At 51.0% G+C, this 26,972-nt stretch carries 27 protein-coding genes and 1 tRNA gene; 1 reads left to right on the top strand and 27 read right to left on the bottom strand.

Annotated elements, in window-relative coordinates:
* Nucleotides 1-51: 51 nt before the first annotated feature.
* The 22 genes from NI21_RS0102605 to NI21_RS0102500 all read right to left on the bottom strand — a co-directional run bounded on the left by NI21_RS0102605 (nt 52) and on the right by NI21_RS0102500 (nt 22,496).
* Complete coding sequence (locus NI21_RS0102605) at nt 52-1,200, bottom strand: class I SAM-dependent RNA methyltransferase (protein WP_033124692.1); 1,149 nt, start codon at nt 1,198-1,200, stop codon at nt 52-54.
* A 115-nt stretch (nt 1,201-1,315) separates the two neighbouring features.
* The gene (locus NI21_RS0102600) at nt 1,316-1,516 is read right to left on the bottom strand and encodes a hypothetical protein (RefSeq protein WP_033124691.1); all 201 of its coding nucleotides are present in this window, start codon (nt 1,514-1,516) and stop codon (nt 1,316-1,318) included.
* Nucleotides 1,517-1,786: 270 nt separating this feature from the next.
* Nucleotides 1,787-2,248: a DUF1700 domain-containing protein gene (locus NI21_RS0102595; protein WP_033124690.1), complete on the bottom strand. Its 462-nt coding sequence runs from the start codon at nt 2,246-2,248 to the stop codon at nt 1,787-1,789.
* A gap of 180 nt (nt 2,249-2,428) precedes the next feature.
* A complete protein-coding gene (locus tag NI21_RS0102590) occupies nt 2,429-4,540 on the bottom strand; it encodes a glutamine synthetase III (protein WP_033124689.1) in 2,112 nt (703 codons plus the stop codon).
* Between the two features lie 104 nt (nt 4,541-4,644).
* Entirely contained in the window at nt 4,645-5,508 is an 864-nt protein-coding gene (gene fba / locus NI21_RS0102585) for a class II fructose-1,6-bisphosphate aldolase (RefSeq protein WP_033124688.1), read from the bottom strand.
* Nucleotides 5,509-5,763: 255 nt separating this feature from the next.
* Nucleotides 5,764-6,732, bottom strand: coding sequence for an aldo/keto reductase (locus NI21_RS0102580; RefSeq protein WP_033124806.1), 969 nt, complete (start codon nt 6,730-6,732; stop codon nt 5,764-5,766).
* A gap of 14 nt (nt 6,733-6,746) precedes the next feature.
* Nucleotides 6,747-8,474, bottom strand: a complete 1,728-nt coding sequence (gene ptsP, locus NI21_RS0102575) for a phosphoenolpyruvate--protein phosphotransferase (RefSeq protein WP_052083825.1) — start codon at nt 8,472-8,474, stop codon at nt 6,747-6,749.
* A gap of 5 nt (nt 8,475-8,479) precedes the next feature.
* Entirely contained in the window at nt 8,480-8,740 is a 261-nt protein-coding gene (locus NI21_RS0102570; protein WP_033124687.1) for an HPr family phosphocarrier protein, read from the bottom strand.
* 17 nt (nt 8,741-8,757) lie between these two features.
* Nucleotides 8,758-9,621 carry a class II fructose-bisphosphate aldolase gene (locus NI21_RS0102565; protein ID WP_033124686.1) on the bottom strand — a complete coding sequence of 288 codons (864 nt, stop codon included), beginning with the start codon at nt 9,619-9,621 and terminating at the stop codon, nt 8,758-8,760.
* 27 nt (nt 9,622-9,648) lie between these two features.
* Complete coding sequence (locus tag NI21_RS0102560; protein ID WP_033124685.1) at nt 9,649-10,917, bottom strand: PTS transporter subunit IIC; 1,269 nt, start codon at nt 10,915-10,917, stop codon at nt 9,649-9,651.
* 14 nt (nt 10,918-10,931) lie between these two features.
* On the bottom strand, nt 10,932-11,246 hold the full coding sequence (locus NI21_RS0102555; RefSeq protein ID WP_033124684.1) for a PTS sugar transporter subunit IIB: 315 nt from the start codon (nt 11,244-11,246) through the stop codon (nt 10,932-10,934).
* 18 nt (nt 11,247-11,264) lie between these two features.
* Nucleotides 11,265-11,906, bottom strand: coding sequence for a class II aldolase/adducin family protein (locus NI21_RS0102550; protein WP_033124683.1), 642 nt, complete (start codon nt 11,904-11,906; stop codon nt 11,265-11,267).
* A 92-nt stretch (nt 11,907-11,998) separates the two neighbouring features.
* Nucleotides 11,999-14,047 carry a transcription antiterminator gene (locus NI21_RS0102545; protein WP_162274334.1) on the bottom strand — a complete coding sequence of 683 codons (2,049 nt, stop codon included), beginning with the start codon at nt 14,045-14,047 and terminating at the stop codon, nt 11,999-12,001.
* On the bottom strand, nt 13,998-14,495 hold the full coding sequence (locus NI21_RS0102540) for a PTS sugar transporter subunit IIA (protein WP_033124681.1): 498 nt from the start codon (nt 14,493-14,495) through the stop codon (nt 13,998-14,000). Before NI21_RS0102540 ends, NI21_RS0102545 begins: the two co-directional genes overlap by 50 nt.
* A gap of 160 nt (nt 14,496-14,655) precedes the next feature.
* Entirely contained in the window at nt 14,656-16,005 is a 1,350-nt protein-coding gene (locus tag NI21_RS0102535; protein ID WP_033124680.1) for a dicarboxylate/amino acid:cation symporter, read from the bottom strand.
* A 29-nt stretch (nt 16,006-16,034) separates the two neighbouring features.
* The gene (locus NI21_RS0102530; RefSeq protein WP_033124804.1) at nt 16,035-16,790 is read right to left on the bottom strand and encodes a LamB/YcsF family protein; all 756 of its coding nucleotides are present in this window, start codon (nt 16,788-16,790) and stop codon (nt 16,035-16,037) included.
* A gap of 58 nt (nt 16,791-16,848) precedes the next feature.
* Nucleotides 16,849-17,808 (bottom strand): D-2-hydroxyacid dehydrogenase, encoded by a 960-nt coding sequence (locus NI21_RS0102525; RefSeq protein ID WP_033124679.1) that lies wholly within the window; start codon nt 17,806-17,808, stop codon nt 16,849-16,851.
* A gap of 75 nt (nt 17,809-17,883) precedes the next feature.
* A complete protein-coding gene (accC, locus tag NI21_RS0102520; protein ID WP_033124678.1) occupies nt 17,884-19,227 on the bottom strand; it encodes an acetyl-CoA carboxylase biotin carboxylase subunit in 1,344 nt (447 codons plus the stop codon).
* A 12-nt stretch (nt 19,228-19,239) separates the two neighbouring features.
* Nucleotides 19,240-19,674: an acetyl-CoA carboxylase biotin carboxyl carrier protein gene (gene accB / locus NI21_RS0102515; protein ID WP_033124677.1), complete on the bottom strand. Its 435-nt coding sequence runs from the start codon at nt 19,672-19,674 to the stop codon at nt 19,240-19,242.
* 48 nt (nt 19,675-19,722) lie between these two features.
* Nucleotides 19,723-20,676: a biotin-dependent carboxyltransferase family protein gene (locus NI21_RS0102510; RefSeq protein WP_033124676.1), complete on the bottom strand. Its 954-nt coding sequence runs from the start codon at nt 20,674-20,676 to the stop codon at nt 19,723-19,725.
* A gap of 3 nt (nt 20,677-20,679) precedes the next feature.
* A complete protein-coding gene (locus NI21_RS0102505; protein WP_033124675.1) occupies nt 20,680-21,411 on the bottom strand; it encodes an allophanate hydrolase subunit 1 in 732 nt (243 codons plus the stop codon).
* Nucleotides 21,412-21,584: 173 nt separating this feature from the next.
* Nucleotides 21,585-22,496, bottom strand: coding sequence for a LysR family transcriptional regulator (locus tag NI21_RS0102500; RefSeq protein WP_033124674.1), 912 nt, complete (start codon nt 22,494-22,496; stop codon nt 21,585-21,587).
* Nucleotides 22,497-22,671: 175 nt separating this feature from the next.
* Here NI21_RS0102500 and NI21_RS0102495 point away from each other — a divergent pair, with 175 nt between their 5' ends.
* Nucleotides 22,672-23,955, top strand: coding sequence for an aminotransferase class V-fold PLP-dependent enzyme (locus NI21_RS0102495; protein ID WP_033124673.1), 1,284 nt, complete (start codon nt 22,672-22,674; stop codon nt 23,953-23,955).
* Between the two features lie 82 nt (nt 23,956-24,037).
* On the opposite strand, the gene mscL is transcribed toward NI21_RS0102495, so the two are convergent.
* The 5 genes from mscL to whiA form a co-directional block, all read right to left on the bottom strand.
* A complete protein-coding gene (gene mscL / locus NI21_RS0102490; RefSeq protein WP_033124672.1) occupies nt 24,038-24,436 on the bottom strand; it encodes a large conductance mechanosensitive channel protein MscL in 399 nt (132 codons plus the stop codon).
* A 124-nt stretch (nt 24,437-24,560) separates the two neighbouring features.
* Nucleotides 24,561-24,632 (bottom strand) — tRNA-Glu (locus tag NI21_RS0102485).
* Between the two features lie 118 nt (nt 24,633-24,750).
* Nucleotides 24,751-25,710, bottom strand: coding sequence for a diacylglycerol kinase family protein (locus NI21_RS0102480; protein WP_033124803.1), 960 nt, complete (start codon nt 25,708-25,710; stop codon nt 24,751-24,753).
* An 84-nt stretch (nt 25,711-25,794) separates the two neighbouring features.
* Complete coding sequence (locus NI21_RS0102475; RefSeq protein WP_033124671.1) at nt 25,795-26,052, bottom strand: HPr family phosphocarrier protein; 258 nt, start codon at nt 26,050-26,052, stop codon at nt 25,795-25,797.
* Nucleotides 26,027-26,950, bottom strand: coding sequence for a DNA-binding protein WhiA (gene whiA / locus NI21_RS0102470; protein WP_033124670.1), 924 nt, complete (start codon nt 26,948-26,950; stop codon nt 26,027-26,029). Before whiA ends, NI21_RS0102475 begins: the two co-directional genes overlap by 26 nt.
* Nucleotides 26,951-26,972: the final 22 nt, after the last annotated feature.

The raw sequence follows: 26,972 nt of genomic DNA, 5'->3' as shown, positions 1-26,972 counted from the left end.
GCCTCGCTTTCCTGTGCTGCGCCGCGCTTCCTTTCGCGCCGCGCCTTCTCGTTACAGATTTTTCCTGGGCGGCTTCGGCCCCGGAAACTGATAGAAGTAGGTCTTCAGCATCCCGTTGTAGATCTTTCGATTTTTCTGGGCTTTCCTGCCAAAGTACCGCTCCGCGTCCTCATAGCTTGTGATCATATAGGCGGACCAGCTGTCCAGCCTCCGGAAGCTCTCCCCAAAGGCCCGGTACAGATCCGGGAGATCCCTCTTGTCCTCCAGCCTCTCCCCGTAGGGCGGATTGGTGATGATGAAGCCGTACTTCTTCGGGTGGCTTAAGTCCCTCACGTCCCGCTCCTGGAAATGGATCAGATGGTCCACTCCCGCCTCCCGGGCGTTCCGCCTGGCCACCTTTATGACAGAGCCGTCAATGTCGTAGCCCTGGATGTCCGTCTCCACATCGTCCCGTATGCGTGAGGAGGCCTCATCCACCGCCTCATACCATGCCTTCCGAGGGATCAGGTTGGTCCACTCCTCCGCCGTGAAGGAGCGGTTCATGCCCGGCGCGATGTCCGCCGCCATCATGGCCGCCTCTATGGGAAATGTGCCGCTGCCGCAGAAGGGATCCACCAAAATCCGGTCTCCCCTCCAGGGCGTCAGCATAATCAGCGCCGCCGCCAGCGTCTCCGTGATGGGTGCCTTTCCCGACACCTCCCTGTACCCGCGCTTGTGGAGAGACACGCCGGAGGTGTCGATACCCACTGTGACCACGTCCTTCTTCAGGAACACCCGCAGGGGGTAGGCCGCTCCGTCCTCCTGAAACCAGTCCGTGTGGTAGTGCTCCTGGAGCCTGCGGACCATGGCCTTCTTCATGATGGACTGAATGTCCGAGGGGCTGAACAGCCGGCTCTTCACAGAGGCCGCCTTGGCCACCCAGAATTTCCCGTCAGCGGGTATGTAGCGCTCCCAGGGAATCTCCCTGGTTCTCTCAAACAGCTCGTCAAAGGTCTCCGCCCTGAATTCCCCCGCCTTGAGCAGCACCCTCTCGGCTGTCCGCAGGAAAATGTTGGCCCGGCAGATGCCGGCCGTGTCCGCGTAAAATGTCACTCTGCCGTCCTCTGTCCCGGAGATCTCGTATCCAAGATCCTGTATCTCTCTTTTCAGCACCGCCTCCAGGCCGAAATGGCAGGGCGCGATCAATTCTATTCTTTCCATATTTCTCTCCATATACTGATCTATAACTTACATCTTATGGTCAAAAAAGGGATTTGTCAATGAAAAAGCGGGGATCCCGCCTGAGATCCCCGCCCTGGTTCCTGCTGACAGCCCTCTAGTAGTTGTCTGTCGTGTCGCTGTAATTGTAGCTGTCCGTTGTCTTGTTTTTGGATGCGTTCTTTCCGGATGCATTTTTCGTGGACGCGTTTCTGTCATAAGAGTTTTTAGACGCGTTCTTGTTGTACCCGTTCTTCTTGGACTCATATGCATTTTCAGAATTTCCCATGTTGTTTGAATTATTGCAATTCTTTGCCATATTTCATTCCTCCTGTTCATTTGGTACACTGTTAGTGTGTCCGAAAACAGGCTTTCTATGTGTCTTTTTATATATTAAGTTTTTTTTAATTTTTTTCTTGCTTTTTCCAGTTCAGTATATTATACTTATGCATGTAGAAAGAATACTTTCTACAACCCCTTATTAATTATTTATACTCCCCTCAAAAGACCGATGGCTCCCCCATCGGTCTTTTACTTTTGTCTTTTATTTTCAACCGCCCCAAATCGGGCCTTTTCTCCGAGCCTGTTCTCACCGCCTCGTACCGCCCAGCAGCCGCAGGATGAGCACAACCGCCAGCACCGGCACAAGAATGGGCATCAGCAGGGAAAAAATCCCACCGATCACCGCGATCACAATGAGGAACACGCCGATAATGCCCAGGACAAAAAGCGCCTTCTTCCACCAGGCCCCAAGGATGGAAGCGCTGCCCTCCTGCCTGCTCTGCCTTCCGCTGTCCCGGCCTCTCCCGGCGCCGGGGTCCCCATCATAGGCAGTCCCGGCCCCCAGCCCGTCACTGGTCATGCCGATGACAGAGCGGGCGATCACCCAGGGATCTCCCAGCTCCGCGATCACATCGCTCTCCTGTCTTCCCTTTGCCGTCTCTTCTATAATATAGGAATTGTAATAGTCCACATTTTCCTGCACAGTCCTTCGGTCCAGCTCGCTCTCCAGAGCCTCCCTCAGCCTTGTCAGAAATTCCTGTCTTGTCATGCGCCTGTCCTCCTGCCCTTTTCTTCCTGCATGTGCCGGTCCTTTCCCGGGCACAAAATACCCTGCACCTAGGATAGCATATCTGTCATGCTATTCCAAGTGCAGGGCTATGAACATTTTATTATAACTTTATGAATTATTGTTTTATAAAGTACTGTTCCGGGAAGTCACACTGTACCTCTACACCTCAAACATGAGGTCGCCGTAGGACGGCATGGGCCATGCCTCTTTGTCCACGATCATCTCCAGGCTGTCCACCGGAGCGCGGAGCGCCTCCATAGCCGGGAACACGGTGTCGTGGTAGAATCTGGCCTGGGCCTCGCCCTCCTCCATGGCTGCCGCTGTCTCTGTCTCCTTCACCAGCACGTCCAGAGCCTTCTTTGTCTCCGCCAGAAGCTCTGAGATCTGGCCCAGGAGCTGGGCCTGCACGGAGAAGTCCGCCCCGGCCTCACGCACAGAGTTCACTGTGTCCGCCAGGGTCTTCGTGTACCTGATGATGGCCGGGATGATCTGCTTGCTGGCCATGTCGATCATGGTCCTTGCCTCAATGTTGATGGCCTTCGCGTAATTCTCGTACTTGATCTCCGCCCGGGACTCAAGCTCTGCCCGGGTAAATACGTGGTATTTCTCAAAGAGGGAGATGGTGTCCTCTGTCACCAGAGCCGGGATGGCGTCCACCATGGAGCGGATGTTGGGAAGCCCCCTTCTTGCGGCCTCCTGGATCCACTCGTCCGCGTAGCCGTTTCCGTTGAACACGATGCGGTAGTGCTCTGTGGCGTACTGCTTGATCAGGTCGTGAACCGCCTTCTCAAAATCCTCCGCCTTCTCCAGGATATCGCAGGCCTGGGCAAAGGCGTCCGCCACGATGGTGTTGAGGACAATGTTGGAGGCTGCCACGGAGTCTCTGGAGCCAACCATACGGAACTCGAATTTATTTCCTGTAAAGGCAAAGGGTGAGGTCCTGTTCCTGTCAGAGGTATCCTTTGCCAGATCCGGCAGGGTGCGCACGCCGGTCTGCAGCTTTCCGGTGTTCAGGCTGTGGGTGGCCTCACCGGTGGTGATCAGCTGCTCCAGCACGTCCTCCAGCTGCTCGCCCAGGAAAACGGACACGATGGCCGGAGGCGCCTCGTTGGCTCCCAGTCTGTGGTCATTGCCCGGGTCAGCGGCGGATTCCCGCAGAAGGGCCGCGTGCTCGTCCACCGCCTTCAGGATGCAGGTGAGGACGAGAAGGAACTGGATGTTCTCGTGGGGTGTCCGCCCCGGATCCAGCAGGTTCTTGCCCTCGTCCGTGGTAAGGGACCAGTTGTTGTGCTTACCGGAGCCGTTGACGCCGGCAAAGGGCTTCTCGTGGAGGAGACACTTCATGCCGTGCTCAGAGGCCACCCGCTTCAGCGTCTGCATGATGATCTGGTTGTGGTCCACCGCCACATTAGCCTTGGCGTAGATGGGAGCCAGCTCGTGCTGGGCCGGCGCCACCTCATTGTGCTGGGTCTTGGCTGTCACGCCCATCTTCCACAGCTCCTCATTGACGTCCTTCATGAATGACGCGATCCGCTGGCGGATGGTGCCGAAATAGTGGTCGTCCAGCTCCTGCCCCTTGGGCGGCATGGCGCCAAAGAGGGTGCGGCCTGTGTAGATCAGGTCCTTCCTCTCGTGGAACTTCTTGGCGTCCACCAGGAAATACTCCTGCTCCGCGCCCACGGAGGGAGTCACCTTCTTCGCTGTATTGTTGCCGAACAGGCGGATCAGCCGCAGAGACTGCTCATTGATCGCCTCCATGGAGCGCAGAAGAGGGGTCTTCTGGTCCAGGGCCTCTCCTGTGTAGGAGCAGAAGGCTGTGGGGATGCACAGCGTGGCCCCCGCCGCGTCTTTGCGCACAAAGGCGGGAGAGGTGCAGTCCCAGGCTGTGTAGCCTCTGGCCTCAAAGGTGGCTCTCAGTCCGCCGGAGGGGAAGGAGGAGGCGTCCGGCTCGCCCTTGATCAGCTCTTTTCCGGAAAAGCTCATCAGGACCTTTCCGCTCTCCATAGGAGCGGAGATAAAGGAGTCGTGCTTCTCCGCCGTGGTCCCTGTCAGAGGCTGGAACCAGTGGGTGTAGTGGGTGGCTCCCTTCTCGATGGCCCACTCCTTCATCTCATGGGCAATGACGTCCGCGGTGGCAAGGTCAAGCTCCTTGCCCTCCTCGATCATCTTCTTCAGATCTTTATAGACCTTCTTCGGCAGGCGCTCCTGCATGGTTGCGTCGTCAAATACATTTTCTCCAAAGATCTCCGCAATATTAATCAATTCGCTCATATTTTATTTAGTATCCTTTCTTTCCCTGTATGACCAGAAAAAGGCACTCCGGCCCTCACCGGACCGGAACACCTTTGCTCTTCTTACTATATGGCCGGCTCTTCTTAGGCTTTGCCTACGGAACCGAATAACTCCATCTTCTCTTTTACAGTTGCCATGATCGCGTCTGCGCCCGGTTTCAGAAGCTTGCGGGGATCGTAGCCCTTGCCCTCAAGATCCTTGCCTGCCTCGATGTATTTACGTGTAGCGTCAGCAAAGGAGAGCTGGCACTCTGTGTTTACATTGATCTTTGCAACGCCAAGGCTGATAGCCTTCTTGATCATATCCTCCGGGATACCTGTGCCGCCGTGAAGTACGAGAGGCATCTTGCCTGTCAGCTTCTGGATGGCGTCCAGAGTCTCAAAGCTGAGTCCCTGCCAGTTTGCCGGATATTTTCCGTGGATGTTTCCGATGCCGGCTGCCAGCATGGTAACGCCCAGGTCAGCGATCATCTTGCACTCCTGGGGATCTGCGCACTCGCCCATTCCCACAACGCCGTCTTCCTCGCCGCCGATGGAGCCTACCTCTGCCTCCAGAGACAGTCCTTTCTCTGCGCATACGGCAACAAGCTCTTTTGTCTTAGCTACGTTCTCCTCGATGGGATAGTGGGAGCCGTCGAACATGATGGATGAAAATCCTGCCTCGATGCACTTGTAGCATCCCTCGTAGGTTCCATGGTCCAGATGAAGGGCAACCGGAACTGTGATGTTCAGCTCCTCGATCATAGCCTTCACCATGGCAGCAACTGTCTTGAAACCTGTCATATATTTTCCTGCGCCCTCGGACACGCCCAGGATCACGGGAGATTTCAGCTCCTCTGCTGTCAGAAGGATGGATTTTGTCCACTCCAGATTGTTGATGTTGAACTGGCCTACTGCGTAGTGGCCTTCTACTGCTTTTTCAAGCATTTCTTTTGCTGATACTAACATGATAGTCTCCTCCACTTCCTTATTTTGCACTGCCGGGAGTACTCCCATAAAGGCAGTACAGGCTTCGCTTTTTTTATTATAGCTCAATCACATAAAAATGACAATCTTTTTTACAGCTCTGCACTTTTGCCTGCGCTCCTCCCTGATCCACTCCCGTGATAGCCGCCTCCTCCAAAAGGGCAGAAGAAAGCACCACATATCATCATAAAATCAAAAACAAGCTTATAGTTCAATCATATAAAACATCAATCTTTTTTAAATCTCTGAGACCTTTCTCAACCAGTCAATGTCATTTTTTTCCAGCTTGACAGACAATGCCCTGGCATTTTCTTCAAGCTGCTCCACCTTGGAACAACCGGTCAGCACATTAATGTAATCTCCCTGACCCATGAGCCATGCAAGCGCCAAATCCGCCTTCGTACATTTGTACTTTTCACATAGCGGCTCCCACGTTTCCAACATATCAATAACTCTTCCCATATTTTCCTTCTGGAACCATTTTTTACCGGACTGGGATGCTTTAGGCACATAGTCCTTCTTATATCTGCCGCTTAAAAGTCCCTGTTCCAAAGGAGAATATGCCTGAAAGGTAATGCCGTTCTCGCAGCAGAACGGGATAAGCTCCTCCTCGGCCTGTCTGTCCAGGATACTGTACTTTCCCTGCACAACATCCAGTTCACCAAAGGACAGATACTGCCGTATATGATCCACAGTCACATTGGCTGCTCCCACAGCTCTTATCAAGCCTTCCTCTTTCATTTTCATAAGTTCCCCCATGGTCTCTTGTATGGGGGTAAAATACGGCTCTACTGACTGCCAATGGGTCATATACACATCTATGTAATCTGTTCCAAGCCTCTTAAGACTATCCTCCACCTCTCTTCGGAGCGAGTCCGCGGAAAGATTTTTGTAAAGCTGGACATCTCCCACTTTATTAAATAGGCTTCCTTTTCTGTCCCACACAATCCCGCACTTTGTAATGATCCGCACTTTAGAGCGGTCCATTCTTTGCAGAGCCTTTCCCAGAATCCTCTCACTGTTGCCAAAATTATACGCCGGCGCGGTGTCTATTAAATTGATCCCCTTTTCCGGGGCCTGTACAATCGTCTCAATACACTGTTCTTCATCTCTGTCGCCCCAGGCCGGTCCACCGCCGATCGCCCAGGTACCCATACCCAGACGGCTAATCTCTATTTCACTTCTTCCCAGTCTGATCATTTCCATCTCTTTTTCTCCTCCTAAAGCCATGACCTGTACTCTTCATCCAAAAGAGCCATCGCCTCCTCCTTGATCTGGCGTCTGTCGTCCATCTCAAGCATACACTGTACATCATGTTTGATCTTTTTATACTCACATTTTGAGAGAAGATACTTTACCAAAGGAACCGCCGATGGGTTTACACTGAATTTTTTCAGTCCCATACCCAGAAGAACCGGAACTGCGAGCGGATCTGATGCCATCTCCCCGCAGAGACAGCATTCCTTATTCTCTTGTTCACATGCCCGAATCACAGTGTATATCAAGTGGAGCACACCGGGATCAAAGTAATCATACAGCCCGCAAACCTTTTCGTTCTGTCGGTCCACTGCAAGTGCATACTGTGTCAGATCATTGCTCCCTATGCTGAAAAAATCCACCTTTTTGATGAACCGGGAAGCCAGGATTGCTGTAGAGGGCACCTCCACCATCATGCCTGTCTGTATATCTTTATCATATGCTATCCTTTGCTGATCAAGCTCGTCTTTTGCCTTTTGCAGACAGGCAAGGGCTTCTTCAAGTTCAGCCATACTGCTGATCATAGGAAACATCACCCGCACATTCCCATATGCAGATGCCCGCAAAACAGCCTTAAGCTGGGTAAAAAAAAGTTCCTTTCGTTCAAGACAGATGCGAATCGCACGATATCCCAGAAAAGGATTTTCCTCTGCCGGAATTTCCAAAGCCTCAGACTGCTTATCTCCTCCTATATCCATAGTGCGTATCACAAGAGGCTGTCCTTGCAGCATCTCTGCCGCTTTTTTGTATGCCTGAAACTGTTCTTCCTCTCCCGGTAAATCTTTTCTTCCCATATAGAGAAATTCAGTGCGAAAAAGCCCGACTCCTTCCGCCCCCATCTGTTTTGCCTGCTCTGCCGCCTGGGCATCCATGATATTCGCCATAATCTGCACAGAAACCTTGTCCTTTGTCTGACCTTTTTTCTCTGTATATTTCTCCAAAATTTTCTGTTTTTCCTGATAGCTCACTGTCTCAGCCAATGCATCAGCCCGGGCGGCCTCATCCATTTCCCAGGCAGCTTTCCCTGCTGTCCCGTCCACAAAGACCATATCCCCATCCTTGATCTTCTCTGCACCGATGCATCCTACAACCGCAGGAATTCCCATATTGGCGGCAAGTATGCACACATGGGCTGTTCGGGATCCCTTTGCAAGCAGAAGTCCTTTTACTTTTCCCTTTTTCGCTCCAGCCAGCACGGAGGGTGAGATATTTTCTCCTGTCAATATCACATCCTCCTCCAGTTTCCCAAGATCCGGATACCTTTTTCCGAGAAGCCTGCAGATGATCCTGTTTCCCACATCCCGGAAATCGTCCGTGCGCGCTGCAAGATATGCATCTCCAATAGCTTCCAGCATACGGCACTGGGCCTCGATACATCTGGCCACAGCACTCTCAGGTGCATATCCCTCTTCCAGTTCTTTTCTGATACTGTCATGAAAAACAGCGTCTGACAGCATAGTATGCTGCATCTGAACAATCTCAAGACGCATTGCTTCCTCTTCGCCTTCAAGGCGTGTTTCCTCATCCTTCATCTCTTCAGCGATAGAGTCTATAGCCTCTTTCACTCTTTCCACAGAATGTAGCAGATTTTCTTTACTCTTTTTCTCCAAGTCTATCTGCTGCTGCGTCTCTGCAGCCATTGCCCTTGCCAAGGCTTTTCCCCTGGACGCTGCAATTCCTCTGCCAATCATACGCCTCACTCCTTTAGATCTTCAATAAATCTGCACAGGCTGTCCACAGCCTCCCTTTCATCCGTCCCTTCCGCCTCTACTGTGATGGCGATTCCCTGGGAAAGTCCCGCTGCCAGTACATTAAAAATGCTCTTAGGATTGATCACCATATTCTCTTTTATAATCCTGATCTCAGACTGATATTTCTCCGCTTCTCTTACAAGCTGTGTGGCAGGCCGTGCATGCAGGCCTGTGGGATTGTTAATTGTCACTTCTTTAGCGTACATCCTCATCTCTCCTTATTTTATCTCCAGCCAGCCCCTTCTTCACCGCGGCAGGTGACAATGCATTCTCTCAGCACTTTTTTCACTTCCTTTTTAGCCTCTGACATAATATCCGCAGTGTGTGTCTCGGCCCCCATCATCCTGATAGCTTCCTCCACTGATTTCATATAGGTATATCTAATCTGTGTACCTACATTTACTTTCCGGATACCGCCGGCAATGGCTCTTCTGACATCTTCTCTTGGGATACCTGATCCCCCGTGAAGGACCAACGGGAGCTGCAACGCCTTGTGTAATTTCTCCAGCAGTTCATAATCCAGCCGGGGAGCATGGCTGTAAAAGCCATGCTCACTTCCTATAGACACTGCCAGGGCATCCACTTTTGTCTCCTCCGCCAGACGCCGGGCATCCTCCAGGGCCGCCAGCTCTCCTTTTGGAGTGTAGCCCTCCTCCCCAGCACTTTTGATTTTTCCTATCTCTGCTTCCACGTGGACATTTCTCTTATGTGCATAATCCACCACTTTCCTGACAGTCTCAATATTTTCCTCCAGAGGAAGATCCGCTCCGTCAATCATTACAGAGTTGTACCCATTATCCACCGCTTCCATGCACATCTCAACGCTGTGACAGTGATCGAGATGATAGATTACCGGCACACGGCTTTGTTCCATCGTGATCCTGGCCACTGCTCCCAGCTTCTCTATGCCAATTGCCTGTATAACCTTGGGCAGACACGCAATAATGACTGGTGAATTCTCCTCCTCAGCCGCCTCTGTAATAAAAGACATGTCCCAAAAATCCGAATGATTAAAATGAGGGATCGCAATTTGTTTTTTGTCGGCTTCCGCAAATAACTTTTCTATCTCTTCTCTTCCTGTTACCATGTTTTTCCTCCTACTACCCTCGTCTTTTTAAGACGGGAAGAAGATTTTCAGTATCTGAAGCAGCACAAATCCTACATGCTCACCTGTATTAAACAACGTATAGTTGCCTCCCGCTTCCACCAGTCCTGTCTGTATTCCGAGTTCTGTAATGAGCGGACACATGGCGGATGCCATGTAGAACACAAGTACGACCATCACAATGCCTATGAGCAGTCCCCGGAACATATTTCTTTTAGATGCAATAACCGGAGCCATCATCATATAGGACAAGTTGGTCAGTCCCACCAGAGGAAGGACCCTGTTTCCCGGCAGTATTACTGCAAGCAGCAGCGAAATAGGCACAAATATCATTCCCAGTGTAATCATATCTGTATCACCTACAAGCAGGGCAAAATCCATGCCAATGCGGAACTCCTTGTTGGGGAAGCGGGTAGCCATAAATTCTCTTGTAGCAGTTGCGATAGGAGACAGCCCCTCCATCAGGATAGAAATCATCCTTGGAAGAAGGAACATGGCCGCTGCCATCGTCATTCCTACATTCAGGCACTGGTCCCAGCTATAGCTTGCAAGAAGCGCCAGGATTGCTCCGATTATAAAGCCTATCATGATCGGCTCTGTAAAAAATGCCGCTTTCTTGGGAACTTTCTTTAAATTGAAATCTATCTTCCTCACACCCGGTATCTTGTCAATAACCCAGTCTATTGCCCTGCCGATTGGGAGCAGAACCGGGAAAGCCATAGTACAGAAGGAAAGACCTCTGTACTGCTCCCCGCACACCTCACAGATCAGCTCCTGATTACGGTCTGCGAGCAAAAGGTTGATAGCTGAATACACAACACCAACCAACAGTCCAATCAGGATATTTCCTGATATGATCGTCGCCAGACTCCCTATGAAAAGATAATGCCAGAAGTTCCATATATCTACATTAAGCGTCTTCGTCAAATTCAAAAGAAGCATCACTGCATTAACTAAAAGCACGCCTCCAAACATCATAAGAACGAACCTGCCATCGCTAAACGACATCGTAGATACGACAGGCACACCAAGATCCACAGCGTCTAACGAAAGTCCCCACTGCTCCTGAAGTTGGGTAATCAGAGGCGTCATCGTTTCAGTAATCAGCCCGGCGGCAAGGGATATACCTTTAAATCCAATTCCTACGGTGATACCTGCTCTCAGTGCATCGCTCGGTTTCATCCGGAATATCATTCCCATGACAAAGAGAATGACCGGCATCATTACAAAAGCTCCAAGATCCACTACCTTGTTAAGGACATCCAATACAATCGTCATATCTTTGTCCTCCTCTACTTCTTATCCAGTTCGGTCAGATAGGCTGCTATTTCATCCAGCACCTTGGCCGAACCGACACCTGTCAGCAGTGGTACTCCAGAATAAACAGGTGTCCCTTCCGGAGGCTGTATAGAATTTACAGACACAGTAGCTAGAATCACGTGAGGTTTATACTGAAACATAACACCATTTGACTCTGCAACGCTGCAGGTGCGTATCTGCGTCTCAATTCCTCTTTGCTCCAGTCCGTTCTGTAGGGTCTTTGCAACATGGGTAGAAGTAGCCAGTCCCGCTCCACAGACTGCCAACACACGATACATTTCTGCCATATTCTTCTCCCCCTTTCCTTATACTGCAATGCCCTTAAGCATTCTGTCTTTCAGTGTCTCAACATCCTTGGCCGGAATCGGCGTCATCTTACCTGCCATCAGTGTAAGGTAAGCAAGCTGTGCGCACTCCTCTATGTATTCCGCAGCCGAGAAAGCTCTGTCCAGCGTTGGGCAGGCAGCCAGTAGTCCATGGTTCTGCAGAGTACATACCATCTTTTCCTCTCCCAGAGCCTCTACTGCAGCCTGCGCCAGCTCTTCGGACCCCGGAAGATGAAAGGGTGCTACAGGCACTGGAGCGTAAGGAGTTGACGGCGGCATCATCGGCGGAATCTCCTGTTCCAGGATAGAAAATACAGTTGCATACATAGAGTGTGTATGGACAATGCCATTCAGATTTTTCCTGGCTCTGTACACAGCTGTATGCATCGGAGTTTCTGAGGAGGGCTTAAACTCTCCATCCAGCAGCTCACCTGTCAAGCTTACCGCCGGAAGTTGCTCTGGCTTCAACTGATCGTATGGTATTCTTGTCGGTGTAATGATCGCCACATCCTCGCCCGGTACTCTCATGGACACATTCCCTGCCGTTCCATGAATCAATCCTTTTTCCAGACATTTTACCGCAATTTCTAAAACTTTTTCTCTTGTCTCCTGATACTTCATTGTTGTTTCCTCCTATCGTTTTTTTGTTCTTGTTTTTCTATAATTCGATTATACACGCTATATTTTCAGATTAAAAACTGTCAACTTCCGCATCACATAGGAACAAGCTCACCTATAAATTTTTCAAAATCTTCCGTCTCCAGAAGCGTCTGCACCTTCTTTTTCCGCGTCACAAGCTTTGCTGTAATGTCAAAAAAACCACTGATATATTTCATATCTTTGCTGCGCACGATAAGAAGAAAGACCAGTCTTACGACCTGCTTCTGCTTCCCCCATACTACTCCTTTTTTCAGAGTAGCCACAGCAATCACCGTCTTGTATGCACACATATGGATCGGATGGGGCATAGCCATATAATTTGAAAATGTGGTGGGAGCGATTCGCTCCCTCTCCATAATATCTTCCAGCAGATTTGTAGGAGCATACCCTTTCTCAACAATCTTTGACGATAAAAACTCCAGCACTTCCTCCCGAGACTCCATCTCCATCCCTGGAAAAAACAGTTCTCTCTCAAAATACTGTTCGATCCCCTGTTCCAGACTCAGCACAACTGTCTTTTGTTTTAGTGATTTTATCTTTTCATTAATGGCCTGTATATCCGCCGACTCCAGCATAGGAGAAATGGGAATGACAGGTACGGGGAGCTCATCGAACACCCCGTATAAATTTGTAGTAAGGATCAGCCCCGGCTGCCCCTTCATCATATCTTCCATTTCATAAAGCGGATAGGGACCTGCAATGCTGATCTGCCCCCTGTAAACCGAATGTAGCTTTGCCATCAAAAGCCTCACGATCCCCATACTCATATTGCTGCATACAGCAATCTTAAAATCGCTTCCCGTATCTGTATTCTCCAGCCGTTCTAAAGCAGCTCCCAAATGTGCCGCCACATAGCCGAGCTGCACTTCATCCATCTCTATCCCCAGGACGTCCCATATCCTTCCGAAAATGTAAGTAGACAGCTCAAAGACAAATGGATACCTGTCCTTGATTGTATCCAGAAGAGAGGCCTCCTGACTAACTGTACCGCCACTGGTTCTGATTGAAAAACGAATATGCATGACAAGATCCGCAAAGAGGGCCTCGTCCTGGGTAAAATCGATCATAAAACGACTTTTGATATCATTAAGGAGCTCCTCCACGATAACGATATAACACGGTTCCACCATGTTCATAATCTCTTTCTTCGTAAAGCGCTCCTCTTTCATCAGGCGGATATTCCCCAGATACTCCGCAAATTCCACAATCTCCTCTTTTGGATACAAAAGTTCTGTACCCTCCTGCATACTCTTTGTCATTTCCTCAGACAAAATGCGTATGGTCTCCGGAATAGTCTTTTCTTCTCTTCCCGCTCCTTCTTGTTCCCGCAGCACTTCTCCGGACAAAAGGCGCTGCTTCTGTATATAAAGCCACAAAACAATCTCTGTCATATCCCGGTCCGTGACTTTCAGTTTATGCTTCACAAGCACCCCTCTCACCTTTCCCATGATCCTGCGTATATCGCCTGCGTTCAGAAATCCATATTCATCCTGCATTTTGCGGCCCATATCTTCTTTTGTAATAAAGAGAAAAGAGCGCATCAGTTCCCGCTTTTCCCTCTCTGTACATTCAGCCTGAACTGCATTTTTTCTATGTCGTATAACTGCTCCCACACCTTTTGCCGTGGATGTATCATTAATCTGGCGGATAGCTGCCTCCAGTGTCGTGCGGCTAATGAAAAATTCATCCTCCAAATCCTCCAGTGAAATCGGATCTTCCGATTCAAGGATTTCCAGTGCAAGATGTGCAATCCTTGCTCTGGGCGTCTCGCTGCTACTGCCCCCTTCCATACGATTAAAAAGCGCATCCCTGTCTGCCGTTCTCAGGAGATACCCCGTTCCTCTGATAGACTCTATATAACAATTGGGATATTTCTTTAACTCTTCATTAATATCCCTTATGTCCTTCCTCACTGTCCGGTCTGTTATACCAAGCCTTCTTGCAATTTCCGCTCCTGTAATCCATTCCTTTGATGTCAGGAGAAGTGTCAGTATCTTTTTCTGTCGTTCAATCAGGTACATCCCGTTCTCGTCCTCCTTCCTTATGTCTGCATTATGTATCTGATCTTTTTGTACCTTTCCCTCCCTCAGTAAGCAATTCATAGATTTCCTCTTCGCTGTCTGCATCCACTATACAGCTCATAAGGGACTCATCACTGGCTATCCTCATAATATCCTGCAATACATCCGTCTGCTTTTCCTCGCCTGCTATAGCAATGCAAAATATAATCTTTGCTCTCACTTCTCTGTCCGGCTCTACCATATCCCTAAATACGGCCCCCCCTTTCAGCCGCACCACCCCTACACAGGGTTTATACACATGCCCCTGATCCGCATGGGGAATAGCAATTCCATAAGGCTGCATCTGCAGGCCTGTCGGAAATACCCGTTCTCTGTCTTTCAGCGCCTTGGCAAAGCTTTCTTTTGCATAGCCCAGAGCAGTCAGGCTCTCTCCTATAAACTCCAGGATTTCTTCATACGAATACTCTTCTTTATCGTTCAAGAAAAAAATTGTATTCCTCTTAAATAATTGTTTCCCATTTTCCATCATTACATCTCTCCTTACTTTTTTATATCCGGATCATCTATAGACAATATAAAATGAAGACAGAGACAAAAACAAGCTGGTTCCTTCCTATACCCATAGGAAAGAACCAGCTTGCCGCAATCCTGTTATATTCTCATAATAAGATTATACTTATACAGTTGCTTTAGCTGTTATATACGTCCAGGTTGATCTCTTTTTCCTTGGCGTTTACGATGACGTTTGTAGCCGCGTCGCCGATAACGTTCAGAGGCAGGAGCGCCATCTCAACAGGACGGTTGATAGCTACGACCAGTGCGTAAGCGATCATGCACAGATCGGAGGTCCAGCCCATACCGGAGAGGATGGTCACGATCAGGGTTGTTCCTGCGATCGGGATAGCCGGGCAGCCCATGGCCGCGCAGATGGAGAGGAATGCGATGACGATCAGGTTTGCCGGTGTCACGTCGATGCCCGAGCTGGTGGCGATGAAAGTAACAGCGAACATGTGCATGACTGTGGTACCGTTCATGTTGATGGTCATACCTGTGGGGAGCACAAAGCTTGTGATCTCCTCGCTGCAGCCCAGCTCGTCCAGACATGTTCTGGTGTTCAGAGGCAGTGTGGCTGCGGATGAGTTTACGGAGAATCCAAACACACCGACTTTCGCGATCTTCTTTAAGAACTTGAATGGATTCAGCCTTGTGGTGAGCCAGATACCGATTGGGTACAGGGTTACCACGAGCACGAACAGGGTAAGCATAGCTCCCACAATGTAGGCTGCCGCCGGCGCCAGGTACTCAGCGCCGTAGATGGCGAAGGTGCGGGATACGAGGCAGAAGATGGCAACAGGGCCTACCTTGTTGATGAGGAAGGTCAGATACATGTTGACCACTTCGCTGACGCTCTCAAACACCTTCTTCAGAGGCTCGCCCTTCTCGCCCAGCGCCTGCAGACACAAGCCGATGACGATAGCTACCACAACGACTGCCAGGATGCTGTTGTTGCTGCTGAATACCTCTGTAATATTGGAGGGGACCGCTGTCACGATAGTAGCCAGCGGGTTGAACTGGTCGATGGTGGCCGCCTCTGTGACCGCCTCAGCTGGCAGCTCTACATTGAAGAGGCCCGCGCTCTTCATGGCATATGCCACAAGGCCTCCGAAGAAAGCGCCCACAACGTAGAAGCAGACGAAGCCGAGCACCGTGCGTCCTGCAATCCTTCCCAGCTTGGTGGAGCTGGAGATACTGCACATGGCAAGGCTCAGGGAAACAAGTACTAATGGTACGATGGCTGCCTGCAGACCCCTCATAAAGAGCTGTCCGATGATGTAGAAAAGACCCAGCGCCGCAGTTCCGTCAGCAGCTGTGATATCCTGGAAGAGGATCTTATTGATGATGTCCCATGTACCTTCATTTCCGGATTCCAGCATGGAGCTGCGGATAAACATAAAGATAAGTCCGACTGCAAGTCCGCCCACCAAAGCAATGATCATCTTCTTGACAACAGACATTTGTTTCTTCTGTGTGTTACTCATATTTTCTTCACTCCTTTACTTTGCATCTTCTACAGATGTTTGATCTCAATCCCCTCTTGTGTAAATCTTTCACGGATCTTCTGAACGAAGGCAAGCGCCTTGGGCCCGTCGCCGTGTACACAGAGTGTGTCGCCCTTGATGTCCAGTTCTTTTCCGTTGATGGATGTTACCTTGCCTTCTTTGATCATGCGTACGCATCTCTCAATGGCAATGTTCTCGTCTGTGATCATGGAACCCTCCATCTTTCTCGGAACGAGAGAAAGATCATCCATGTATGCACGGTCTGCGAAGATCTCGGAAGCCGTGCGAAGGCCTCTGCTCTCAGCGATCTGTCCTAAGACAGCGCCTGCGCAGTAGTAGACGATGAGGTCCTTGTCCACCTCGCAGATGGCGTCCACAATCGCTGTGGAAACTTCCTCATCATACTGGCACTGGTTGCCCATAGAGCCGTGGGGAGCCACATGCTGCAGTTTCATACCGTAGCTCTGTGTGAAAGCGGAGAGTGCTCCGATCTGATATTTCACATAGTTCTTGATCTCTGCAGGAGCCAGAACCATTTTGCGGCGTCCGAAGCCCATCAGATCCGGATATCCCGGGTGCGCGCCTACCATGACGCCCCTCTCCTTTGCCATGCGGACTGTCTTGTCCATTACCATGGGATCTCCCGCATGCCATCCGCAGGCTACGTTTGCCGTTGTCACATACTTGATGATCTCCTCATCGCCGCCCAGCTTATAGGCGCCGAAGCTTTCACCCATGTCACTGTTCAAATCCACCTGATACATAGTCTTTTCCACCCTTTCTTTTTGTTTTTGCTGTGTTTTGCATCCCTCTTTAAAATATTTATGCATTTACGACATTCTGCGGTTTGCCGTCCACGTAGCATTTCAGGTTATCAACCGCGATGTCCATCAGCCTCTGCCTTGACTCCTTCGGCGCCCATGCGATATGGGGTGTGAGGATCACGTTCTTTGCTCCAAGGAGCGGGTTATCCATCTGGATGGGCTCTGTGGATACAACGTCCAGGGCAGCTCCTGCCACCTTGCCGCTGTCAAGAGCGTCTCTGAGATCCTGCTCTACAATAAGGGGGCCTCTTGAGTCGTTTATGATCATGACGCCGTCTTTCATTTTGGCGATGGTGTCTTTATTGATGATGCCTTCTGTATCCGGGAACAGCGGGCAGTGCAGGGAGATTACGTCGGACTGCGCCAGCAGCGTGTCCAGATCCACATATTTGCATGTGTCGCTCTCCAGCTCCGGACGCTTGAACGCGTCGTATGCCAGGACTTTCATTCCGAGTGCCTGGGCGATCTTGCCTGTATCCTGTCCGATCCGGCCAAAGCCGATGATACCCATGTTCTTGCCAGCCAGCTCAACAAGAGGATATTTCCAGAAGCACCAGTCCGGATTGCTTGTCCACTCGCCTGCTTTTACAGCGTCAGAGTGCTCGCCGATATGGTGGCACAGCTCCAGCAGAAGAGCGATGGCGAACTGAGAAACAGCGGCTGTTCCGTATGTAGGAATGTTGGATACCGGGATCCCTTTCTCCTTTGCGGCAGCTACATCCACGATGTTGTAGCCTGTTGCCAGAACGCCAATGAACTTCATGCCGGGGCAGGCGTCCATTGTCTCTTTTGTGATAGGAGTCTTGTTTGTGTAGACTACCTCTGCATCCCCGATGCGCTCCACTACATCTTCAGCCTTTGTGCGGTCATACACCGTCACCTCGCCAAAAGCTTCCATTCCCTCCCAGGAAATATCTCCAGGGTTCAGTGTGTAACCGTCTAATACTACGATCTTCATATTCGCTTCTTCCTTTCTTGTGTTGATACTGCGCCGGCCCGGCGGCCGGCATCTTGTTGATAGTGATTTTATATCCTACAGCTCATAGTGTCTCTCTATGAAGTCTGTACTGAACATGCCGCTCTGGAAATCCGGATGATTCAGCACATCGTAGAGGAAATCCAGATTTGTAGTCACTCCCTTGATCCTGAACTCGCCCAGGACGCTGATCATCTTCCGGATGGCGCTCATCCTGTCCCTGTCATAGGCGATGATCTTGACGATCATGGAATCATAGTAGGGCGGTATGGTGTAGCCCGGGTAGATGGCTGTATCCATCCGCACTCCGTTGCCGCCCGGGAGATAGAGCTTCTCCACCGTCCCCGGGCAGGGCATGAAATTATGCAACGGGTCCTCCGCATTGATCCTGCACTCAAGGGCGTGTCCCCTGAAGCAGATGTCCTCCTGCTTCACACTTAGGGGAAGGCCGGCAGCTACGCTGATCTGCTCCCGGATCAAATCCACACCGGAGACCAGCTCGCTGACCGGGTGCTCCACCTGGATCCTGGTGTTCATCTCCATGAAGAAGAACTCGCCGGACTGGTCCAGGAGGAACTCGATGGTTCCCGCATTCTCGTATCCCACGGCCTTCGCCGCCTGCACCGCTGTGGCACAGATCTTTTCCCGGGTCTCCGGGGAGATAAAGGCACAGGGTGACTCTTCTATCATTTTCTGGTGCCTTCTCTGCACCGAGCAGTCCCTCTCGCCCAGATGGATTACATTCCCGAACTTGTCGGCCATGATCTGGACTTCGATGTGTCTGGGAGACTGTACATAACGCTCCAGGTACATGCTGCCGTCCCCGAAGGCGTTCACCGCCTCCTGCTTTGCCGCGTGGAAGAGCCCCGGGAACTCCTGGCTGTTCCAGGCAAGGCGCATGCCTTTTCCGCCGCCTCCCGCAGAGGCTTTGATCATGACGGGGAAGCCGATGACCTCCGCCGCCTCCAGGGCTTCCTCCGCCTCGTACACCGGGCTGTCCGTTCCCGGAACCACAGGGATCCCCGCCTCTTTCATGGTATGTTTTGCCTCGGATTTGTTGCCCATCTTGTCGATAAGCTCACCGGAAGGTCCGATAAATGTAATGCCGAACTTCGCACATTTCTCTGCAAAATCTGCATTTTCGGAGAGAAAGCCAAATCCCGGATGGATGGCCTCCGCCTTTGTGGCCAGGGCCGTGCTGATGAGCCGGTCCATATCCAGGTAGCTGGCGGACGGAGCCGCCGGACCGATGCAGACTGCCTCATCTGCCAGTCTCACATGCATGGCATCCTCGTCTGCCTCGGAGTACACTGCCACGGTGCGGATTCCCATCTCCCGGCAGGCCCGGATGATGCGCACAGCGATCTCTCCTCTGTTTGCAATCAGTATTTTCCGAAACATCTCTTTTTGCTCCTATCCCTCGATGACGAAGAGAGGCTGCGCGTACTCTACCAGTTCCCCGTCCTTTACAAGGACTTCAGACACTGTGCCGCCGCATCCTGCCACTACATCGTTCATCATCTTCATTGCCTCGATGGTTCCCATCACCTGTCCCTGTTCCACCGTGCTTCCCACAGTCACAAAGGGCTCTCCGCTCTGGCTGTCAGAGGCATGGAAGATGCCTACAAGGGGCGAGCGTATGATGGTTCCTTCCTGGATGGACACTTCTTCCTCTTTCTCCTCAGGCTTCGCCTGCCGGCTGCTCACCTCCGGGGCTGCCTGGCAGCTTTCTGTCCGGGCCGCCGTCTTTTTGATGGAGATGCGGAAGTCTCCGTCCTGTATCTCAAATTCTGTCACGCCGGATCTGTCCACTTCGTGGAGCAGGGCTGTGATCTTTTCCAGTTTCATGTTTCATTTCCCCTTCTATGTGGCGCCGCACCTGTGCGGCAAGGTTTCTCAGCTCCTCTGTCCCAGACATCTCTCCAGGTTCTTCAGTTCTTTCTGCTGCCGCAGATACAGTTCCTGGGCAAGCTGAATGCCTACTCTCACAAAATGCACCTTGTATCCAGGTACGCTCTGCGCCAGTTTTGGAAGATCCACGGAGATAACGGTTCCGATCTTTGTGTAGCCTCCTGTAGTCTGCCGATCCGCCAGCATGATAATGGGCTGGCCGTTTGTGGGCACCTGGATGGATCCGAACACAATACCGTCTGAGATAGTATTTCCATCCTTGATGTGGTGCAGGGGTTCTTCTCTTTCCAGCCTGCAGCCCATCCGGTCAAATTCATTTGTAATGGTAGCACTGTACCAGAAGAATTTTCTCACTTCCTCCTCGGAAAATGCTGTGTCCTGGGGACCAGTCACCACCCGCAGAGTCACTTCCTTCTGGGGGAATTTCTCCGGTTCAAGCTTTCTCATCTCCATTTTCGGAAGGCTGGTCTTAGGGTTCACAAAGCCGATGGCATCGCCTTTTTCCAGCTTGCGTCCCTCCACGCCGCCGATCTTGTTTCTCATAAGTGTTGCCTTGCTTCCCATCACCACCGGCACGTCCAATCCGCCGGCAAAAGCGATGTAGGCCCGGGCTCCGCCAGTTGCCACACCAAAAGCGACAGTGTCTCCCGCATGGACAAGCACTGCCTGGTACATGGGGATCGGCTCATTGTTCACAGTGGGAGATACATTGGCCCCTGTCACCGCGATGATATTGTCCTTCTCAAACTTCAATGTGGGACCCATAAAAGTCATTTCCAGAGCGCTCTCGCCTCTTTTATTTCCCACTAAGATATTGGCAAGGAAAAAGGACTTGGTATCCATAGGTCCTGCCGGCGACACGCCGTACTGCTGATAGCCGAAACGCCCTTCATCCTGTACAGTCGTCTGTATTCCTGGATTTTCAACAACGATTCCCATCTTCTATTTCACCGCCTTTTTCGCATATGTTTCCACCTTGTAAGTTCCTCTTTCCACATCCGCCTTGATCTGGTCGTACTCCTTCCGGCTGACAGGCTGATATTTCACCCAGTCTCCTGCATGGGCCAGGAAGGGGTCTTCTTTCGTGTAGTCACATACCTTAAGCGGCGTAGCTGCGACAACATTCCATCCGCAGGGCTGATCAAAGGGGATCAGGTTGGAAAGATTTTCTCCAACTACAATAGAACCGCCGTTGATCTTCACTCGCGGCGACTCTCTCCTCTTAAAATGGAAGGGCTCCTCGAACCTTGCCATGTAGGCGTGTCCGGGCGCAAATCCGAGCATATACACATAGTACTCGTGTTCCGAGTGCATCCTGATGAACTCTTCCACAGAGACATTTTCAAATTTTGCGCAGTCCTCCAGATCCAGCGCAAACTCCTTGTCATAGCAGATAGGCACTACCTTTACGATCTGGGATGCCTCGTCCGCCTTCCCCGCGTCCGCCATGCGCTTCTTCACTTCCTCCACAAGCTGATCATAGAGGATCTTCTCCGGTCTGTAGTGGATGAGCAGCGCCGCATAGGTAGGCACCATCTCAACAACTCCCTCAATAGGATCTGTCTCCAGATTGTGCATCAGGCCGCGCACCTTCTGGTTGACATCCAGGCTGATCTCATCGCCGAGCTGGACATACAGGGATTTTTCTCCGCCCATCAGAAATTTTGCCTCCATCTCTTTCACTCCTTTCACCGTTATTGCGATTCGTCTGCTTTTGGTAAATTGTCTTAATTTTTCGCTCAATTAATGCGTTTCTTTATTAATTATTTACAGTATATCACACGGGTTTTGTTTCATAAAATAAATTATTTTTGTGGAATATATTAACATTTTCTATATTTAATGTTCTACTGTCCGACGTATCCCCAGTCTTTTGTCCGCAGATACGCATTGATCTTCTCCTCAAAGACCTGCACGGCCTTCAGGGTGGCCTCGTTTGGATATTTATGCTTGATCTTGTACGTGATCCTCTCGGGAGGCTGCGTGGCGTTGGCGATCTCACTGATCTGCACCGGGCGCAGGCTGGCGATCCGCTCCGCCACAGAGATGGGCACGATAGCCCACAACGTGTCATCTGCCAGCAGATGAAGGAGAAGTTCAAAGGTATCCACCTGTATCCGGGGCCACTCTCCCTTGCTGATGGTCTGGTCATGCCAGATCTGATAGTTGGCCTCCCAGCTCACAAAGATCTCTTTCTGGGGATCCATTTCATCTGTGTGAATGGCTTCCCTGGGCTCTCCTGCCCGGGCAGACCGCAGGATATACATTTTCTCCCGCATGATAGGTTCTGTCACAATATTTTTAAACTGAAGATGATGATACACAAACCCAATGTCGATCTCATGGTTTTCCAGAAGTCCATAGAGCTCATAAGAATAGTGCGTTTTAATATGAAGGTTCATCACATGTTCCTTCTCATTCAGGATCTGCCTGTACAGGTCAAAAAGGATGGCACTGTTCATCGTGTCCGTACAGCCCACCGTCAGGTACAGCCTGTCCTGGCTATGCTTTAAAAGCTGCATCTCCTGCCAGATGGAGACCCACCTCTCCGCAATAGGGATGAATTCCTCCCCCGGGGTAGTCAGCTCGATCTGTTTGTAGCCTTTCTTCCTTGTAATAAGCTTTACATCCAGTTCCTCCTCCAGCGACTTCAGTCTGTGGCTCACAGTGGGCTGGGACAGGAAAAGATTTTCCGCTGTCTTTGTAATATTTTTTGTCTTTACGATCATAAGAAATGTCTCGATATCTGCTAAATTCATGTTCTCCCCCTCCTTTGTCGGGTCTTTCGGTTTCCGTACCCTGCGCGGTCCGTTTTAAATATAAATTTTTTCAATATTATACAATAAAATTATTCATTTCACAATTTTTTTGTGCATGATATAATAAAGGCAAGAAACAAACGGGACTATATCCTATATAAAAGGAGGAGAAACTATGAACGCAGAACACGGAATATTATTCCCGGAGGAATACCAGAAGCACCTGAAGGCACAGTTCTGTTACGCGGATGCAGACCCGCTCTACGGGCCACGTCTTTTCTTCGAGAACTCCGGCGGATCTCTTCGCCTGAGAGCCGCCGTTGAGGCGAAAGCAGCCTGCGAGCAGTTCCCGGACTGCCCGGAGAGAAACTATGCCAGAGGTCTGAAGCTGGCTCACTATGTATCCGAGGGAACGAAAGAGATACTGGAGGTTGTCTTCGGAGCCAAAAGCGGCGCTCTCGTGACAGAGCTCTCCGCTTCCCAGACCATGTTCCAGATCGTGGATGTCATTCTTGAAAATGTAAAATGGGGAACGAACGCTGTGACATCCTGCCTGGAGCACCCGTCAGCACACGACGCTGTAGAGTACGCCTGCACGAAGACAGGAAGAGAATTCCGGGAGGTGCCGGCCAACAAGACCACCGGCGGAATTGACGTAGATGAGGTTATGAAATACGTGGACAAGGACACCTGCCTTGTCAGCATCATGGCTGCATCCAACATCTCCGGAAACATCATGGACGTCAAAGAGATCGTCCGGAGAGTAAAAGAAGTCAATCCTGAATGCTATGTGATCACAGACGCTGTGCAGCACGCCCCCCACGCTGTGATCGACGTGGAGGACTGGGGCGTTGACGCGACCAACATCGCGCCTTACAAATTCTTTGGTGTAAGAGGCTGCGGATTTGCCTATGTATCGGACCGCGTAGCCACCATGATGCACCACAAACTGACATTTAAAGATCCGGATGTATGGGCTCTTGGCACACCTACGCCCGGCAACTTCGCTGCCATGATGGCTGTCATCGACTATGTATGCTCCATCGGCGAGCATTTCATCCACAGCCAGGACAAGCGCGAGCTGTTCGTGGAGGGTATGAACCGTATCCACATGCAGGAGAGAGCTCTTCTGTACCGTATGCTGGAAGGAACTCCGGAAGTTCCGGGACTCCGTCATATTCCTAATGTGGAAGTTTACGTAGATATGGAAGACCTTACATACAAAGACCTGATCATCGCCATGGGCATCAAGGGCATCGATTACCCCGAGTGCGTTATCGAGTACATGAAGAGAGGCGTCACCGTATTTGAGCGTGTGAGAAGCAGCATGTACTCCAGGAGGATTGTGGACACCCTGGGCATCCCGGGCGCGATCCGCGTATCACCGCTCCACTGTCATGGCGCAGAGGACATCGACAAATTCCTGAAGATCACAAAGGAGATCGCCGAGTCCGTATAAACATGCTCCACTCTTTACTCATTTCATGATATACAAAGAGAGGCCCGCAGACATTCACAGTGTCTGCGGGCCTCTCGCCGTATTATTCCGCAAGCTGAGAAGTGCAGTGCGGGCAGCGGGTTGCCGCAATATCGATCTCGCTCATGCAGTAGGGGCATTTCTTTGTTGTCGGCGCCGTCTCCGCCTCCGGCTTTTTCCCAAGGCTCATCAGCTTATTGACTCCCTTCAGCAGGCAGAACAGCACAAACGCCATGATAAAGAAATTGACCAGAGAGGACAGAAAGGCAGAGGCAAATCCTGCCACATCCTGCAGGCTGTACAGCCGTCCCCCTGTAACCACATTCAGGATGGGGTTGATAAAATTGTCCGTGAGCGATGTGACGATCCCGGAAAAGGCACCGCCGATAATGACACCAATGGCCATATCCATCATATTTCCCCGGAGGGCAAATGTCTTGAATTCCTCGATAAACTTCTTCATTTTCTTCCTTTCTTCTTTTGTCCTGCCCGCCTCTGAGGCGGAGCGTTTTCCGCAGGGGGCGAATGCCCCTTACAACAAAAAAAGATCTTCGAGACTGCATGACTGCACTTCGAAGATCCTTCAGTGACTCCGAGGGGAATCGAACCCCTGATTCCAGCGTGAGAGGCTAGCGTCTTGACCTCTTGACCACGGAGCCGTATTGCTTGCTGCCTGATTATAATATCAAACATCCCGACAGATTGCAAGCATTTTTTTCATTTTTTTCAAAAATTTTTTCAGTCGTGAAAAAAGCCGCAAAAGAGGGGGGGAAACCTCTACGGTTCCTTCCTCTTCTCTTCCACCTGCTCCTCCGTCGCTTTCCCGGCCTCTGACAGCTCGGCTATATGCTTTGCCGGCACCATGATCTGAAGCTGCTTCTGGAGATTGTGGATCTCCACCACATCGTGGTCTCCTCCAAACTCCCCGTCCAGTGTCCAGGGGATCTCCTCCAGGGACTCAAAGACCAGATGGCCGCTCTTGAAGGAATACATGTGCTTGCCGTTGGTCTGCTCGGTCAGAAGAGCTGTGATGATCTCCTGCAGCTCAATGGGGTTTTTCGGCATCTTGATCAAGGTCACCTCAAAGACGCCGTCGTCAAAGGACACGTTCTTTCCCACCATGTTCCGAAAGCCTCCCACAGAGCGGGAGTTGGTCACCATGCCGTAAATAAACTCATCCTCGATCACCTCTCCGTCGTGAGTCACCTTGATCCGGTAGGAGGGTATGTTGAAGAGCCGCTTTGTCCCCTCCAGCACATAGGCCAGATGCCCCAGTATGTTCTTGGCCGTCTGGTTGGTCTGGTAGGAGACATCCGTGAACAGGCCAAAGGCCGCAATGTACACGAAAATGCCGTCGTTAAACTGTCCCACATCACAGGGAAACGCCTGCCCGTTCACAGCGTTGTCCGCAGCGGCCAGTATATCCCTGGGGATCTTAAGGCTGTGGGCAAAATCATTGGTGGTCCCGGTGGGGATATAGCCCACGGGCACCCTGTCCTCCCTGGCCATCATGCCGGTCACCACCTCGTCGATGGTGCCGTCGCCACCGCTGCACACCACCAGGTCATAGTGGTCCGTGAATTCCCGTATCTTCCTGTAGGCATCGTGGTAGGCCTGGGTCGGATAGGCCGTCACCTCGTAGCCCGCCTTCACGAAAATATCGATAATATCCGATACCTTGGGCTTCAGGAGCCCCTTCCCCGCATGGGGGTTGTACACAAACAACAGTCTCTTCATCTCTGTCTCCCCTTCCGCTGTCTGCATAGGCCAAAAAAGGGCATTTACAAAATGCCCTTTCCCTTTACAGATCTTTTATTTCATCTATTTCTGCTCCGAGAGAAATCTCTCCACGCCAGCTACTGCCGCTTCCTCGTCTTCGCCATCCGCGACAACTGTAAACTCATCGCCCTCGCCCATGGTCAGGCTCATCATACCCATAATGCTCTTGGCGTTCACCTTCTTGTCAGCCACCTCTATGTACACATGGCTGGAATACTGGCTGGCTTCCTGCACAAGCAGCGCGATCGGTCTTGCGTCAAGACCGTCCCTAAGTTTAATTGTCACTGGTTTCTTGATCATATTGTACCTCCTTGCTATCCCTTAACTTATCTGCCATTTCACTTAACTTCCTGAGCCTGTGGTTCACTCCGGATTTCCCCACCGGGTTCTCCAGGAGCTCTCCCAGCTCCTTCAATGATGCATCGGGATATGCGAGGCGTGTAAGGGCAACGTCCCGCAGTCCGTCCGGCAATCCTGAAAGTCCCACCGTGTCGCGGATGTATTCAATATCATCCCTCTGCTTAACTGCGGCAGAGACTGTCTTGTTGATATTGGCTGTCTCACAGTTTACCTTCCGGTTCACATTATTGCGCATATCCTTCAGGATCCGAACATTCTCCAGCTCCATCAGAGCCACCGGAGCGTCCATCACGTTCAGGGCGTCCACGATGCGGTCACCCTCCTTCAGGTATACGATAATGTTCTTTTTCCTTCTCACAATGCGGGCCTCCAGGCCGAAGTCCTGCATAAGCTGCTGAAGATACTGGGCTTTTTCCAAAGTATTACAGACAATCTCAAAGTGATAGGATTTTCCGGGGTCGCTCATGGATCCTGAAGACAGGAAAGCGCCGCGCAGGTAAGCCCTCTTACAGCAGACCGCCTGCACGTCCGCGTGGCGCACAGCCCGCAGACATTCCCCGGACGCACACAAATAGTATACGCTGCTGTCCTTGTGCATATTTCTGCGCACCGCTGTCTGGACAGCAATTTCATTACCTATATTAAAGGTTTTTTCGATCAATGTAAAGCATTTTCTCACGACGGCAATATTTTCCGAGTGCACAAGGAAGGACAGACAGCCCTCCTCTCTCCACTCCCCGCACATGCCTGTGATTGCGGCGAGCTCCGCAAGCCTGCAGTGCCTGGCTCTGGGACACACTCTCGCCAGCTCCTCTTTCACTTTGCCTGAAAATGACATATCTATCCCTGCTTCTTTTCTC

It is taken from the genome of Eubacterium sp. ER2 (assembly GCF_000765215.1).
Lineage (GTDB): Bacteria > Bacillota > Clostridia > Lachnospirales > Lachnospiraceae > Claveliimonas > Claveliimonas intestinigallinarum.
The sequence above is the reverse complement of the archived record's forward strand: the minus strand, read 5'-3'. Positions and strand labels throughout refer to the sequence as shown.